General features: G+C 70.0%; 14 protein-coding genes. 10 read left to right on the forward strand and 4 right to left on the reverse strand.

The genetic code is table 11. The annotated features are described in order from the left end of the window. Positions 1–23 precede the first annotated feature (23 nt). Positions 24–698 (reverse strand): TetR/AcrR family transcriptional regulator, encoded by a 675-nt coding sequence (locus ACZ46W_RS11980; RefSeq protein WP_468335286.1) that lies wholly within the window; start codon positions 696–698, stop codon positions 24–26. A gap of 115 nt (positions 699–813) precedes the next feature. On the opposite strand from ACZ46W_RS11980, the gene ACZ46W_RS11985 reads away from it, so the two are divergent. The 3 genes from ACZ46W_RS11985 (at position 814) to ACZ46W_RS11995 (ending at position 3489) form a co-directional block, all read left to right on the forward strand. Then, on the forward strand, positions 814–2424 hold the full coding sequence (locus tag ACZ46W_RS11985) for an MFS transporter (protein ID WP_468335289.1): 1611 nt from the start codon (positions 814–816) through the stop codon (positions 2422–2424). Positions 2425–2807: 383 nt separating this feature from the next. Next, the gene (locus ACZ46W_RS11990) at positions 2808–3161 is read left to right on the forward strand and encodes a peptidase inhibitor family I36 protein (RefSeq protein ID WP_468336950.1); all 354 of its coding nucleotides are present in this window, start codon (positions 2808–2810) and stop codon (positions 3159–3161) included. A gap of 19 nt (positions 3162–3180) precedes the next feature. Beyond that, on the forward strand, positions 3181–3489 hold the full coding sequence (locus ACZ46W_RS11995; RefSeq protein ID WP_468335292.1) for a small hydrophobic protein: 309 nt from the start codon (positions 3181–3183) through the stop codon (positions 3487–3489). Positions 3490–3608: 119 nt separating this feature from the next. Here ACZ46W_RS11995 and ACZ46W_RS12000 read toward each other — a convergent pair whose 3' ends face one another. Beyond that, positions 3609–4424, reverse strand: a complete 816-nt coding sequence (locus ACZ46W_RS12000; RefSeq protein WP_468335295.1) for a potassium channel family protein — start codon at positions 4422–4424, stop codon at positions 3609–3611. 150 nt (positions 4425–4574) lie between these two features. Next, entirely contained in the window at positions 4575–7322 is a 2748-nt protein-coding gene (aceE, locus tag ACZ46W_RS12005; RefSeq protein ID WP_468335298.1) for a pyruvate dehydrogenase (acetyl-transferring), homodimeric type, read from the reverse strand. 439 nt (positions 7323–7761) lie between these two features. Here aceE and ACZ46W_RS12010 point away from each other — a divergent pair, with 439 nt between their 5' ends. The 6 genes from ACZ46W_RS12010 to ACZ46W_RS12035 all read left to right on the forward strand — a co-directional run bounded on the left by ACZ46W_RS12010 (position 7762) and on the right by ACZ46W_RS12035 (position 12821). Continuing rightward, entirely contained in the window at positions 7762–8202 is a 441-nt protein-coding gene (locus ACZ46W_RS12010) for a DUF3052 domain-containing protein (RefSeq protein ID WP_468335301.1), read from the forward strand. A 147-nt stretch (positions 8203–8349) separates the two neighbouring features. Then, positions 8350–8835 (forward strand): peroxiredoxin, encoded by a 486-nt coding sequence (locus ACZ46W_RS12015; RefSeq protein WP_468335304.1) that lies wholly within the window; start codon positions 8350–8352, stop codon positions 8833–8835. A 113-nt stretch (positions 8836–8948) separates the two neighbouring features. Next, positions 8949–9524: a TerD family protein gene (locus tag ACZ46W_RS12020; protein WP_468335307.1), complete on the forward strand. Its 576-nt coding sequence runs from the start codon at positions 8949–8951 to the stop codon at positions 9522–9524. Between the two features lie 635 nt (positions 9525–10159). Continuing rightward, complete coding sequence (locus ACZ46W_RS12025) at positions 10160–10735, forward strand: TerD family protein (RefSeq protein ID WP_468335310.1); 576 nt, start codon at positions 10160–10162, stop codon at positions 10733–10735. A gap of 83 nt (positions 10736–10818) precedes the next feature. Continuing rightward, positions 10819–11943 carry a DUF475 domain-containing protein gene (locus tag ACZ46W_RS12030; RefSeq protein WP_468335313.1) on the forward strand — a complete coding sequence of 375 codons (1125 nt, stop codon included), beginning with the start codon at positions 10819–10821 and terminating at the stop codon, positions 11941–11943. A gap of 137 nt (positions 11944–12080) precedes the next feature. Continuing rightward, positions 12081–12821 (forward strand): TerD family protein, encoded by a 741-nt coding sequence (locus tag ACZ46W_RS12035; RefSeq protein ID WP_468335316.1) that lies wholly within the window; start codon positions 12081–12083, stop codon positions 12819–12821. 41 nt (positions 12822–12862) lie between these two features. On the opposite strand, the gene ACZ46W_RS12040 is transcribed toward ACZ46W_RS12035, so the two are convergent. Next, positions 12863–13849 carry a TerD family protein gene (locus ACZ46W_RS12040; protein WP_468335320.1) on the reverse strand — a complete coding sequence of 329 codons (987 nt, stop codon included), beginning with the start codon at positions 13847–13849 and terminating at the stop codon, positions 12863–12865. A 175-nt stretch (positions 13850–14024) separates the two neighbouring features. Here ACZ46W_RS12040 and ACZ46W_RS12045 point away from each other — a divergent pair, with 175 nt between their 5' ends. After that, on the forward strand, positions 14025–15188 hold the full coding sequence (locus ACZ46W_RS12045; protein WP_468335323.1) for an HpcH/HpaI aldolase/citrate lyase family protein: 1164 nt from the start codon (positions 14025–14027) through the stop codon (positions 15186–15188). Positions 15189–15191 lie beyond the last annotated feature (3 nt).

The raw sequence follows: 15191 nt of genomic DNA on the forward strand, positions 1-15191 counted from the left end.
GGGAGGGGGCGTGACCCGTGGCGTTACGCCGGTGTGCCGCCGCGCCAGTCGGCGGCGAGGGCGGGGCCGAGGTGGTCCAGGTAGGCCTCGGTGAGAGCCCGGATCGCCTCCAGGGAGGGGTCCTCGCCCCGGCCCCACAACTGTCCGGTGACCCGCATGACCCCGCTGAACGCGGCGACGGCCACCCGGGGGCGCGGGTCGGCGTCCACGTCGAGGCCCTCCCGCTCGGCGATCAGCCGGGCGATGTTCTCCTCCATCTCGATGGAGCGCCGGAGGTGTACGGCCAGCAGCGCGGGCGTCGACTCGATCACCTGGAAGGTGCGGAGGTACAGCTCGACGGGGACGACCTCCATGATCGCCTCACCGATGGTGTCCCAGGCGGACAGCACGGCGTTGCGCATCGCCTCCAGCGGAGCCTCGTGGGCGGGGCGTTCGCGCAGGGCGGCCACGAAATGCCGCTCGACCATCTGCTGGACGGCGAAGGCGACTTCTTCCTTGCTGGTGAAGTAGCGGAAGAAGGTGCGCTGGGAGACGTCGACGGCGTCGACGATCTCGTCCACCGTCGTCCGCTCGTACCCCTGGGTCGTGAAGAGCTCCAGCGCGGCGCGCAGGAGCGCGTCGCGGGTGCGCCGCTTCTTGCGCTCGCGCAGCCCGGCGGGGGCCGGCGTCCCTGGGCTGGTCGGCTGCTCGACCGTCACTTCATGGTCCTCTTTCCGCCATTTCTGGCTGCTCAGGCTACCTGTGAGCTACGCGACAGTTACCGGCGTATGAAATGCTTTGTCAATTGTCAGTGACTGACATTAGCCTCGCGGTATGACTAGTCAGACCACCATCGAGCAACTGCCGCAGGGCTCGGAACCCTTGCCCGCACCGGCCAAGGGGCTGCGCGGCCACCCCTGGCTGACACTGTTCGCCGTGGCGGTCGGCGTGATGATGGTCGCGCTGGACGGCACGATCGTCGCGATCGCCAACCCGGCCATCCAGGTGGACCTCGGCGCCTCCATGGCCGACGTCCAATGGATCACCAACGGCTATCTGCTCGCCCTTGCCGTCGCGCTGATCACCGCCGGCAAGCTCGGTGACCGCTTCGGCCACCGCCAGACGTTCCTCATCGGTATCGCCGGCTTCGCCGCCGCGTCCGGCGCGATCGGCCTGTCCGACTCGATCACCCTCGTGATCGCCTTCCGGGTGCTCCAGGGCCTGTTCGGCGCGCTGCTCATGCCGGCCGCGCTGGGCCTGCTGCGCGCCACCTTCCCGGCCGAGAAGCTGAACATGGCGATCGGCATCTGGGGCATGGTCATCGGCGCCTCCACCGCGGGCGGGCCGATCCTCGGCGGCGTGCTCGTGGAGCACGTGAGCTGGCAGTCGGTGTTCTTCATCAACGTGCCGGTCGGTGTCGTCGCGCTCGCGATGGGCCTGGTGATCCTCAAGGACCACCGCGCGGAGAACGCGCCGCGCTCGTTCGACGTGCTCGGCATAGTGCTGCTGTCGGCCGCGATGGCGTCCCTGATCTGGGGCATCATCAAGGCCGGCGAAAGCTGGGGCTGGGGCAGCCGCAACACCTGGGGCTTCCTGGGCGGCGCGCTCGTCCTGTTTGCCGTGTTCGCCGTCTGGGAGACGAAGGTCCGGGAACCGCTCATCCCGCTGGGCATGTTCCGCTCCGTACCCCTGTCGGCCGGCACCGTGCTCATGGTGCTGATGGCCTTCGCCTTCATGGGCGGCCTGTTCTTCGTGACGTTCTTCCTCCAGGGCGTCAAGGGACTCAGCCCGGTCGACAGCGGCCTGCACCTGCTGCCGCTGACGGCGATGATGATCGTCTCCTCGCCGCTGGCGGGCGCGCTCATCACCAAGTTCGGGCCTCGTGTCCCGCTGGTGGGCGGCATGGTCTGCACCGCGGCCGCGATGTTCGGCATGATCACCCTGACGGCGGACACCGGCACGCTGGCGATGTCCCTCTGGTTCGCCCTGCTGGGCCTCGGCCTCGCGCCCGTCATGGTCGGCGCCACCGAGGTCATCGTCGGCAACGCCCCGCTGGAGCTCTCGGGTGTGGCCGGCGGCCTCCAGCAGGCCGCGATGCAGGTCGGCGGCGCGCTCGGTACGGCGGTGCTGGGCGCGGTCATGTCCTCCCGCGTGAGCTCCGAGTTCGCGGCCAACTGGAAGGACGCCGGGATCCCGGTCCCGGCCGACCCGCGGCTGGAGCAGGCGGCGGAGTTCGGCAGGGTCCCGGCCGAGCTGGCGAAGGCGCCCGGCATGACCCCGGACCTCCTGTCGAAGATCGGTGGCGTCATCCACGACACCTTCCTGTCCGGCATGGGCCTGGCCTTCACGGTCGCGGGCGTCGTGGCGGTCGTCGCGGCGCTGGTGGCCACGCTCACCAAGCGCGGCCAGAACGCCGAGGCGGGCGCGGGCGGCGCCCACATCTGACCCGCCGCGCCAGCTCCGGCGAACGACTCAGGGCCCCGCGGCATCGGCTGCGGGGCCCGCGTTGTTGCGCTCTGTCACCCGTGCGGGTGATCGACCGGGAAACCCTTCCCCATGTCGTCACTCTGCGTCACGATGGGTGGGCGTGATCGTCACGCCGATGCGCAGACACGGGGGTTTCCATGCGTTCCACGACCGTCCTCAAGGCCGCCTTCGCGACCGTCCTCGCGACCGTCCGCACCACCGCTCGCACCACTGGTTTCGCCGCCGTCAGGACCGCCGGTCGGACCGCCGGTCGGACCGCCGGTCGCACCGCCGGGCGGACCGCCGGGCGGACCGTTGCTCGGACCACGGCCGGCACCGCCGCCCGCACCGCCGGGGTGCTCATGGCCGTGGCGCTCGCCGTCACCGTGCTCGGGGGCGCCGCCGTCCCGGTGGCCGCGGCGCCGCCGCCCCGGCTCGGACCCTGTGACACCGGGCAGTTGTGCCTGTGGGCCAAGGAAGGGTTCAGAGGTACCCGGCACACCCACGAGCTGACCGGCGTCGACATCGAGGCGTGCGTCCCGCTGCCGGCCGGGACCACCGCGGCCGCCCTCGCCAATCGCACCGGACGGCCCGTCACCACCTACCAGTCCGCCGAGTGCGCGGAGACGGGCGAGTTCGAGACGTATCCGGGCGGCGGCACCTGGGTCCCTCAATCGCCTTACCAGGTAAGGGCCTTCAAGGTGTGGGAGAGCTGAACCCGGGCACCCGGGGGCCATGGACGGTTTCGGGTACACCTCACGTTCGCGCAGGAGCCCCCGCTCACGCGGCCGGATGTGGTCGCGGACCGGGCCGGATCGCGCGACACTCGGGATCGTCGGGCTGGTCTGCGCGATCGCCGGATTCTTCGTACTGGGCATCATCCTCGGCCCGGTGGCGATCGTCTGCGGCTGGCTCGGCATGGGCCGGCGCTGGGCGAGCGATCACATCCCGGCGCTGGTCGCGTTCGTTCTCGGGGCGATCGACACCGTGCTGGCCCTCGTCTGGCTGGCCGGTGCCGGCACCCCGGGCAACGGCACGTTCTAGGCGTACCGCCACGCCCAGGCGTATGCACCCCACCGCCCACTGGTCAGCTCTGACCGCTCACCGTCCGCACCGCCGCGTCGCGGGCGCCTCCGTGCCAAGGGACGGCGCCCGGCCGGTGGTCAGCCGGCCCCCTCCGTGGTGGTCTGCGCCGGAACAGCGGGGCCGGCGGGCCCGGCAGGCGTGAGGGGTGCGCCGGGCGCGGCGGGGCCGGTGGCTCCCGTTCCGGTGTTGCCCGACAGCCGGGCGACCTCCGCCCGTAGGTCCTGGACCTCTCGCGTGAGGGCCTCCAGGAGCGCCGTCTGGCGTCGCTCCACCGCGTCGTCCCGCTCGAAGCGGGAGATGAACCAGGCCGCGATGTTGGCGGTGACGACACCCAGCAGCGCGATGCCGGAGAGCATCAGCCCGACCGCCAGGACCCGCCCGAGCCCCGTCGTCGGCGCGTGGTCGCCGTACCCGACGGTCGTCATCGTGGTGAACGACCACCACACCGCGTCACCCAGCGTCTTGATGTTCCCGTCCGGCGCGTCGCGCTCCACGTGCAGCACGGCCAGCGAGCCGAACATGAGCAGGCCCAGCACGGACCCGGCGACATAGGTGGTGAGCGTTATCTGCGGTGCCATCCGGGCCCGCCGCCCCATCAGCAGCAGGGTGGAGACGACCCGCAGCAGTCGCAGCGGCTGGATCAGCGGCAGCAACACCGCCGCCAGGTCCAGTGGGTGGCGGCGTACGAAGGCCCATCGCTCCGGCGCCAGCACCAGTCGTACGACGTAGTCCACGGCGAAGGCGCCCCACACCACCCACTCCACCGTCAGACAGGCACGGTGGACCCACGGGGCGGCGTCGGGCGCCACTATCGGTATCGCGTAGGCCACGCCGAACGCGACGGCGAGCCCCAGCAGCGGCGCCTGGGTGCGCGCCTCCCAGCGTTCGTTCATGCCCGAAATGTTAGGGGGCGGTGGAGACCCGAGTCCCCACCGCCCGATGGGTCGCGTACCCGATGGGCCACGTACCCGATGGGCCGAGTACCCGATGGGCCACGCGCCCGAGGGGCTACGCGCCCGGTGCGCTGGACGCCGCGCCGTGCGTCACGCGTCGCCGCCCGCCGCGCCCGGGTCGGCCGCCGACACGTCCAGAAGCTGGTACCGGTCCACGGCCTGCTTCAGCACCGAGCGGTCCACCTTGCCCTCCTTGGCCAGCTCGGTCAGCACGGCCAGCACGATCGACTGGGCGTCGATGTGGAAGTACCGCCGCGCCGCGCCCCGCGTGTCCGCGAAGCCGAAGCCGTCCGCGCCCAGCGAGGTGTACGTCCCCGGTACCCAGCGCGCGATCTGGTCCGGAACCGACCGCATCCAGTCGGAGACGGCCACGAACGGCCCCTCCGCACCGGACAGCTTCCGCGTGACGTACGGGACCTGCTGGTCCTCCTCCGGGTGGAGCAGGTTGTGCTCGTCCACCGCCACGGCCTCGCGGCGCAGCTCGTTCCAGGACGTCGCCGACCACACGTCGGCGCGCACGTTCCACTCATCGGCGAGGATCCGCTGCGCCTCCAGCGCCCACGGCACGGCCACGCCGGACGCCATGATCTGCGCGGGGACCGCCCCGGCCTGGCCGGTGCTGAAGCGGTACAGGCCCTTGAGGATGCCGTCCACGTCGACGTCCGCCGGCTCGGCCGGGTGCTGGATCGGCTCGTTGTAGACGGTCAGGTAGTAGAAGACGTCCTCGCCGGGCTTGCCGTCGGCGCTCTCGCCGTACATCCGGCGCAGACCGTCCTTGACGATGTGCGCGATCTCGAAGCCGAACGCCGGGTCGTACGCGACGCACGCCGGGTTCGTGGAGGCGAGGAGCTGCGAGTGGCCGTCCGCGTGCTGGAGACCCTCACCCGTCAGCGTCGTACGGCCGGCGGTCGCACCCAGCACGAAGCCGCGCGACAGTTGGTCGGCCATCTGCCAGAACTGGTCACCGGTCCGCTGGAAACCGAACATCGAGTAGAAGACGTACACCGGGATCAGCGGCTCGCCGTGCGTCGCGTACGCCGAACCGGCCGCGATCAGCGACGCGGTGCAGCCCGCCTCCGAGATGCCGTCGTGCAGCATCTGCCCGGTGGGCGACTCCTTGTAGGCGAGCAGCAGCTCCCGGTCCACGGCCTCGTACTGCTGGCCGAGCGGGTTGTAGATCTTGGCGCTCGGGAAGAAGGAGTCCATACCGAAGGTGCGGTACTCGTCCGGCGCGATCAGCACGAACCGCTTGCCGATCTCCTTGTCCCGCATCAGGTCCTTCAGCAGCCGCACGAACGCCATCGTCGTGGCGATCGACTGCTGCCCCGAGCCCTTCTTGACCGCCGCGTACGTCTTGTCGTCCGGCAGCGCGAGGGGCTTCGCCCGCACGACGCGGGTCGGGACGTACCCGCCCAGCGCCTTGCGGCGGTCGTGCATGTACTGGATCTCCTCCGAGTCGCGGCCCGGGTGGTAGTACGGCGGCAGGCCGTCCTCGAGCTGCTTGTCGGAGATCGGCAGGTGCAGCCGGTCGCGGAAGCGCTTCAGGTCGTCGACCGTCAGCTTCTTCATCTGGTGCGTCGCGTTGCGGCCCTCGAAGTTCGGGCCGAGCGTCCAGCCCTTGACCGTCTGGGCCAGGATCACGGTCGGCTGGCCCTTGTGCTCGACCGCTGCCTTGTACGCCGCGAAGATCTTCTTGTGGTCGTGACCGCCACGGCCCAGGTGCAGGATCTGGTCGTCGGTCATGCCCTCGACCATGGCGCGCAGCCGGTGGTCGTCGCCGAAGAAGTGCTGACGGATGTAGGCGCCGGTCTCCGTCGCGTACGTCTGGAACTGCCCGTCGGGCGTGGTGTTCAGCTTGTTGACCAGGATGCCGTCGCGGTCCTGGGCCAGCAGCGGGTCCCAGGAGCGGTCCCACACCAGCTTGATCACGTTCCAGCCGGCGCCGCGGAACTGCGACTCCAGCTCCTGGATGACCTTGCCGTTGCCCCGCACCGGGCCGTCGAGCCGCTGAAGGTTGCAGTTGACGACGAACGTCAGGTTGTCGAGGCCTTCTCGCGCCGCGATCGAGAGCTGGCCGAGCGACTCCGGCTCGTCCATCTCGCCGTCGCCGAGGAACGCCCACACGTGCGACTTGGAGGTGTCCGCGATGCCGCGTGCCTCCATGTAGCGGTTCATGCGCGCCTGGTAGATCGCGCCGATCGGGCCGAGGCCCATCGAGACGGTCGGGAACTCCCAGAAGTCCGGCATCAGGCGCGGGTGCGGGTACGACGACAGGCCGTTGGGGAACTTCGACTTCTCCTGGCGGAAGGCGTCGAGCTGCGCCTCGCTCAGCCGGTCCAGGAGGAACGCGCGCGCGTAGACACCGGGCGATGCGTGGCCCTGGAAGAAGATCTGGTCGCCGCCGTCGCCCTCGTCCTTGCCACGGAAGAAGTGGTTGAAGCCCACGTCGTAGAGGGAAGCGGAGGAGGCGAACGTGGCGATGTGACCGCCGACACCGATACCGGGACGCTGCGCGCGTGACACCATCACGGCCGCGTTCCAGCGCGTGGCGTTGAGGACCTTGCGCTCGATCTCCTCGTTGCCGGGGAAGAACGGCTCGTCCTTGGTGGCGATGGTGTTCACGTAGTCCGTGCTGCGCATCTCGGGCACGGCCACGCGCTTCTCGCGGGCCCGCTCGATCAGGCGGAGCATCAGGTAACGGGCCCGCTCCCGGCCGCGCTCGTCCACGGCGGCGTCGAGGGAGTCGAGCCATTCCTGGGTCTCTTCGGGATCGAAATCCGGGACCTGGCTGGGAAGGCCGCCAATGATGATCGGGTTGCGATCGGATCCGGAAGCCACGCTGTTCCTTCTGGTCGGTGGAGCCTACGGGGAGTGGAGCGTCAGCAGTACGGTCGCGCCGCCACCATCGTGTACCCCGGGGAAGGTAAACGTCATCTTTACCGAGGGGTAACCCCCACGGGTCGTCGTAACGGCGCTGGGAGCCCGCCAAATCGCAACCTTACGCCCAACCCGGCCATGTGTTCCGTTCAGCCGTTCGCCCCCCACGGGCGCACGGAAGGAGTAGAAGCGAATAAAGTGGGTCAAGAGCCGTGGCGTGTATCACGGGCGCGGGCGGGAAGGTGCCTGGAGTTGCGGCGAGACGGCCCCAAAAGTCACCGTTTCGGCGGTCTCGATCGCCGGGTACTTGCGCGATCCGCCCCGCACGTGTGGACTACGCCCAATGCCACGCGTACGCGCGCGGCCGAAGCACTTTCCAAACACGATCAGGAGGCAAGCCGTGAGCGCGACCGCGGACCACGCGGAGGAGCGGACCAACCCGGCGGCGAAGCTGGGGTTCGAGCCCGGACAGGTGGTCCAGGAGATCGGCTACGACGACGACGTCGAGCAGGAGCTCCGTGAGGCAATCGAGGCCGTCACCGGCCAGGAGCTCTTCGACGAGGACTACGACGACGTCGCCGACGTCGTGCTGCTGTGGTTCCGCGATGACGACGGCGACCTCACGGACGCGCTGGTGGATGCCATCGGTCTGGTCGACGAGGGCGGGGAGATCTGGCTCCTGACGCCCAAGACCGGCCGTGACGGTTACATCGAGCCCAGCGACATCAACGAGGCCGCCCAGACCGCGGGCCTCTCGCAGACCCGGAGCATCAACGCGGGCAAGGACTGGACCGGCAGCCGCCTGGTCACGCCGAAGGCGGCCAAGACCGGCAAGCGCTGAGCCGCGGTTCCCCGGCCGGCCCGAGCCGGCCTCCCCAGCCCCCGGGGCCCCCACCGACATCTGTCGGCGGGGGCCCTGTGCGTAGGGTGGGATCCCACGACACCCAGTGGGCACCCAGTGGACACCAGCGAAGGGACGCTTTCTGTCATGGCGATCGAGACGATCGAGACGGCCACGCCTGTCCAGGTCGGCACCAAGGCCCCCGACTTCGAGCTGAAGGACAACCACGGACGCACCGTGTCGCTCGCCGACTTCCGGGGCGAGAAGAACGTCGTGCTCCTCTTCTACCCCTTCGCCTTCACCGGCGTGTGCACCGGCGAGCTGTGCGCGCTCCGCGACGAGCTGCCGAAGTTCGTCAACGACGACACCCAGCTCCTCGCCGTCTCCAACGACTCGATCCACACGCTGCGCGTCTTCGCCGAGCAGGAGGGCCTGGAGTACCCGCTGCTGTCGGACTTCTGGCCGCACGGCGAGGTCTCGCGCGCGTACGGCGTCTTCGACGAGGAGAAGGGCTGCGCGGTGCGCGGCACATTCATCATCGACAAGGAGGGCGTCGTCCGCTGGACGGTCGTCAACGGCCTGCCGGACGCCCGCGACCTCAACGAGTACGTGGCCGCGCTCGACACCCTCTGACATCTTCGGCGCAAGTGCCTGCTCGCGACGGGAACCGGTTACTAGGATCCAGTCGTTGATCCGATGCCAACGCACGACGGGGGCGCTGCCCCTGGAAACCAATGGAGGGACTCGTGGGAGTCAGCCTCAGCAAGGGCGGCAACGTCTCGCTGACCAAGGAGGCCCCGGGCCTGACGGCAGTCACCGTCGGTCTGGGCTGGGACGTCCGCACCACCACCGGGACGGACTTCGACCTCGACGCCAGTGCCATTCTGGTCAACGCCGAGGGCAAGGTCCGCAACGACCAGGACTTCGTGTTCTTCAACAACCTGAAGAGCGCGGACGGCTCGGTCGAGCACACCGGTGACAACCTCACCGGTGAGGGCGAGGGCGACGACGAGCAGGTCAAGGTCGACCTGGCCAACGTCCCGGCCGATGTCGCCAAGATCGTCTTCCCGGTGTCGATCTACGACGCCGAGACCCGCCAGCAGTCCTTCGGCCAGGTCCGCAACGCGTTCATCCGCGTCGTGAACCAGGCCGGCGGTGCCGAGATCGCCCGCTACGACCTGAGCGAGGACGCCTCGACGGAGACCGCCATGGTCTTCGGCGAGCTGTACCGCCACGGCACGGAGTGGAAGTTCCGCGCGGTGGGCCAGGGCTACGCCTCGGGCCTGCGCGGCATCGCGCAGGACTTCGGCGTCAACGTCTGACCCACCGCCCGCCAGCGGTAACGGCGCCGGCAGCGGTACTGGCCCGGGCAGCGGCCCGGATCGCCCGCGCGTGGGGTACGGCTCGGCGCGCGGTGCGGTGCGGTGCGGTGCGGTACGGCTCGGCTCGGCACGGCACGTATTGCGGGGCGGTGCCGTTCGTCCGGGGCGGCTCGGCTCGGCTCCCGTGTTGCGTGGCGGTGCGGCTCGGCGCGCGTCGCGGCGCGGCGCGTGTCGCGGTACGGCTCGGCACGTGGTGCGGCTCGGCACGTGGTGCGTGACGGTGCCGCGCGGCGTGGCCCGGCTCGGGGTTTCGCGGCGCGGTGCGGTGCCCGGCGCGGGGCTTGGCGTCGCGGCGGGCGGGGCGGGGCGCGGGCCAGGCGGTCCGCGCCTGCCGGGCGCGGGCCGGGTTGGGCGTACGTACCGCGCGGGGCGGCCGCACCGGGGTCCGGGGCACCGCCCCGGGCTTGGACGCCGTTCAGTTTCGTCCGGCGCCGCACGTTCTCGTGCGGCGCCGGACGTGCCTTACCGCCCGCCCACGGGCACGTGGGCACACCGACCGGCCCGTGCGCGGGCCGGGGATCCGGGGGTCGTCCCCGGGACAACGCAGCAGCAGATCTCAGGGGAGGATCCACGTCATGGGCGTCACGCTCGCCAAGGGAGGCAACGTCTCCCTCTCCAAGGCCGCACCCAACCTCACCCAGGTGCTCGTCGGACTCGGCTGGGACGCGCGCTCCACCACCGGAGCGCCCTTCGACCTCGACGCCAGCGCACTGCTGTGCCAGAACGGCAGGGTGCTCGGCGATGAATGGTTCGTCTTCTACAACAACCTCACCAGCCCCGACGGCTCCGTCGAGCACACCGGCGACAACCTCACCGGCGAGGGCGACGGCGACGACGAGTCGCTGATCGTCGACCTCCCCAGGGTCCCGGCCCACTGCGACAAGATCATTTTTCCGGTCTCCATCCACGAGGCGGACAACCGGGGCCAGACCTTCGGCCAGGTCAGCAACGCGTTCATCCGCGTCGTGAACCAGGCCGACGGCCAGGAGCTGGCGCGCTACGACCTCAGCGAGGACGCCTCGACCGAGACCGCGATGATCTTCGGCGAGCTCTACCGGTACGGCGGCGAGTGGAAGTTCCGGGCGGTAGGGCAGGGGTACGCATCGGGCCTGAGGGGCATCGCTCTAGACTTCGGGGTCAATGTTTCCTAAAGCACGTCTCCGGGTTCGTTCAAAGCCCGGCGCGCACGGCGCGGGGGAGACCCGTACCCGTACTTAACACGATTGGGTAGCCAGTGGTTCTGAAAACCTTCGGCTGGTCGTTCGCCGTCACGGCGCTCGGCCTCGCTTTCGCCGCCTGGCAGTGGGGCTGGGAGGCGTTCGGGATCGTACTGATCCTGTCGATCCTCGAGATCTCGCTGTCGTTCGACAACGCGGTCGTCAACGCCGGAATCCTCAAGAAGATGAACGCCTTCTGGCAGAAGATCTTCCTGACGATCGGCATTCTGATCGCGGTCTTCGGCATGCGGCTGGTCTTCCCCGTCGTGATCGTCGCCATCAGCGCCAAGGTCGGCCCGATCGAGGCCGTCCAGCTCGCCCTGGACAACCCCGGGCGGTACGAGGACCTCGTCACCGACGCGCACGCGGCCATCGCGTCGTTCGGTGGCATGTTCCTGCTGATGATCTTCCTGGACTTCATGTTCGAGGACCGTGAGCACAAGTGGCTCCGGTGGCTGGAGCGTCCGGCGGCCAAGCTCGGCAAGGTCGACATGCTGTCGGTCTGCATCGCCCTGATCGTCCTGCTCCTCACCGCGGTCACCTTCGCCACCCAGGCGCACACCAGCACCGGGCACGCCGACAAGTCGGCCACCGTGCTGCTGTCCGGTGTGGCGGGTCTGATCACGTACCTCGTCGTCGGCGGCCTGTCCGGGTACTTCGAGGACAAGCTGGAGGAAGAAGAGGAACGCGAGCACGAGGAGGAGGAGAAGGCCAAGAAGGAGGGCAAGCCCGTCTCCGCGGTCGGCCTCGCCGGCAAGGCGGCGTTCTTCCTCTTCCTGTACCTCGAGGTCCTCGACGCCTCCTTCTCCTTCGACGGCGTCATCGGCGCCTTCGCCATCACCAACCACATCTTCTGGATGGCGCTGGGTCTCGGCATCGGCGCGATGTACGTCCGGTCGCTCACCGTCTACCTGGTCCGCCAGGGCACGCTGGACGACTACGTCTACCTGGAGCACGGCGCGCACTACGCGATCGGCGCGCTCGCCGTCATCCTGCTCATCACCATCCAGCACGAGATCAGCGAGCTCATCACCGGCACCATCGGTGTCTTCCTGATCGCCGCGTCCTTCCTGTCCTCCGTGCGCCGCAACAAGGCGCTGGCGGCGGCCGGCGAGGACGACAAGACGCACGTCGCCGTGTGACATTCGCCGGGGTCCGCGATGGTGTGGCGGCCCCGGCATTGAGGAACGCTTCCGTTGCGGGGCGGCCGGGTGCTCCCGGCCGCCCCGCCGCGTATCCGCGCGTATCCATGAGGAACCGGACGACTGGGGGTGGGCGCATGGCCTTCTGGGACAACCTGTGGCGGAACAACGCGGCGCAGTTCGACTCGGGCAGCGCCTCGACGAACGCCATCGACCTGACCAAGCGCCGCCCGTCCGTCTCTCTCACCAAACAGGGCGCGGCGACCGGTAACCTGCGCGTCAACCTCTCCTGGCGGATGCGCACCTCCGACATCGAGGGCCGGTCCAAGCACAGCGGCCGGTTGCTGCGGCACCCCCTGAAGCTCTTCAAGCCCGATGTGGTCCAGGCACACACCCAGGGTGTGGTCAATGTGGACCTGGACATCGGCTGTCTCTACGAGATGAAGGACGGCACCAAGGGCGTGGTCCAGCCGCTCGGCAGCTTCTTCGGGGACCTCAACTCACCGCCGTACGTGAAGCTCAGCGGCGACGACCGGTTCGGCGCGCCCTCCGGCGAGACGATCTTCGTCAACCTCGACCACCGGGACGCGATCAAGCGTCTGCTGTTCTTCGTCTACATCTACGACCAGACACCGGCGTTCGACCGTACGCACGCCACCATGACCCTCTACCCGAGCAACGGCCCGCGCATCGAGATAGAGCTCGACGAACGCGCGCCACAAGCCCGTTCGTGCGCGGTCTTCATGCTGGAGAACGTCAAGGACGAGCTGGTGGTGCGGCGGGAGGTGCGGTTCGTGTACGGCTTCCAGGCGGAACTGGACCGGCTGTACGGGTGGGGCCTGCAATGGGGGCGGGGCTTCAAGGCCGGCAAGGTCTGACCCGCGCTGACCCGCGCTGACCCGCTCCGACCCGCCCGCCCTCAGTTCCGTACGAACTGCGGGCCCATCGGCGGCAGTCGGAAGTTCGGGTCCGGAGCGGGCGCGGCGGCCGCGGCGGGCTGCGGATACCCGTACGCGGGCTGGGCCGAGCCGGGCTGCGGGTAACCGTAGGCGGGCTGGGCCGAGCCGGGCTGCGGCGAAGGCGAACCGGTCTGCGGGTAGCCGTACGCCGGCGCGGGCGCCGGGGGAGCCGCCGGTAGCGGGGGCGCCGGGGGCATGGAGGGAGCCGGGGGCGCGGGCACCGCGGTGGTGGGCGCTTCCGCGGCCGTGGCCGACGCAGTCCCCGCACTGCCCGCACTCCCCGCAGTCCCCGCAGTCATGGGGTCCGGGGCCGACTGACGGTCCGCGGACCCGGCCGCAGCATGCCCACCGGCCTGCCCCGTCCCCTCGGCCCCCTCGGTCTCCGTGGACTCCGCCGTCTCCTCCGCCTCGTCCACCGAGATACCGAACGCCGTGGCCAGGCCGATCAGCCCCGTCGGATACCCCTGACCCACCGCGCGGAACTTCCAGCCCTCCCCGCGCCGGTACAGCTCGCCGCAGATGATGGCCGTCTCCTCGCCCGTCTCGGGCTTCACCTCGAAGACGGCGAGCGGCTCCGTGGCGCCCGAGCCGGCGTCGTACAGCAGGATCCGCAGATCCCGTACGCGATCGAAGGTGTCCCCGTCCGACGACGCCGCCACCACCACCTGGTCCACCGACGCGTCCAGCGCCGCCAGGTCCGCCTCGACCGTGTCGGTCAGCCCCTCCGGCACCCGCTTCTTCGGCAGCCGCCGCACCAGACCCGACGGGTGGCGCGGCTGGTTGTAGAAGACGAAGTCCTCGTCCGAACGCACCCGCCCGTCGCCGCCGAGCAGCAGGGCGGAAGCGTCCACGTCCGGCACCCCGGGACCGGGGGTCCAGCACAGTACGGCCCGTACGGCCGCGGCGTCGAGCGGGACGTTCGAGCCCTTGAGCATGGCGTGCGTCATGTCCGACATCCTGCCTGGCCGCCCACGCCGCGGACAACGCGGGGGCCGCGCGGCAGGGGCGAGAAGCGGACGAGTTACCTGAAGTTCATGCCCGCGGGGAACCCCCGACACCGGTCCCTACGTACTATTACCGGCCACATGTCATCGGGCCATCACGGCAGTACGGGGGATACTCATGCGTCATTTCGGGCACATCCCGGCCACTGCCCGGGCGGGCCTCTTCCACCGGGAGCCGTGCGAGTTCAGCGCCGACTCCCCGGCCCGGGTCCTCGCCGCCGCCCTCGGCGCCACGCTCTACAGCCCCGCCACCCGGCCCCGGCTCGCCGACGACGTCATGAAGCAGGTGGGGCGCGGCGTCGTGTCGATGGTGCTGTGCCTGGAGGATTCCATCGACGACGGCGAGGTCGCCGGGGCGGAGGAGAACCTCGTACGGCAGTTCGCCGACCTCCACGAGCGGGACGGCGAGCCGCCCCTGCTCTTCATCCGCGTCCGGGAAGCGGGACAGATGGCCGACCTGGTCCGGCGCCTCGGCCCGGCCGCACGGCTGCTGTCCGGATTCGTCCTGCCCAAGTTCACCGAGGAGCGCGGCGGGCCGTTCATGGAGGCCCTCACCATGGCCGAGAACATGTGCGGACGGCGGCTGTTCGCCATGCCCGTGCTGGAGTCGCCCGAGCTGCTCCACCTGGAGACCAGGCGCGAGACGCTCGCCGGCATCGGCCGGATCGTCGACAAGTACCGGGACCGCGTCCTGGCCCTGCGGCTGGGCGTCACCGACTTCTGCTCCGCGTACGGGCTGCGCCGCTCGCCCGACATGACGGCGTACGACGTCCAGATCGTCGCCGGTGTCATCGCGGACGTCGTCAACGTACTGGGCCGGTCCGACGGCACCGGCTTCACCATCACCGGCCCGGTGTGGGAGTACTTCCGCCTCCAGGAGCGCATTTTCAAGCCACAGCTACGCCGCAGCCCCTTCATGGAGCAGCGCGCCGACGAGCTGCGCACCGCGCTGATCGAGCACGACCTGGACGGGCTGCTGCGCGAGATCGAACTCGACCGGGCCAACGGCCTGCTCGGCAAGACGTGCATCCACCCCTCGCACGTGCTGCCGGTGCACGCGCTGTCCGTCGTCAGCCACGAGGAGTTCAGCGACGCCCAGGACATCCTGCGGCCGGAACGGGGCGGCGGCGGGGTGCTGCGCAGCGCGTACACGAACAAGATGAATGAAGTGAAGCCCCACCGCGCGTGGGCCGAGCGGACCCTCCAGCGGGCGGAGGTCTTCGGCGTCGCGAAGGAGGACGTCGGCTTCGTGGAGCTGCTGGCCGCGGGGCTGGTCAAGTGAAGC

The organism is Streptomyces sp. NPDC031064 (genome assembly GCF_055570965.1).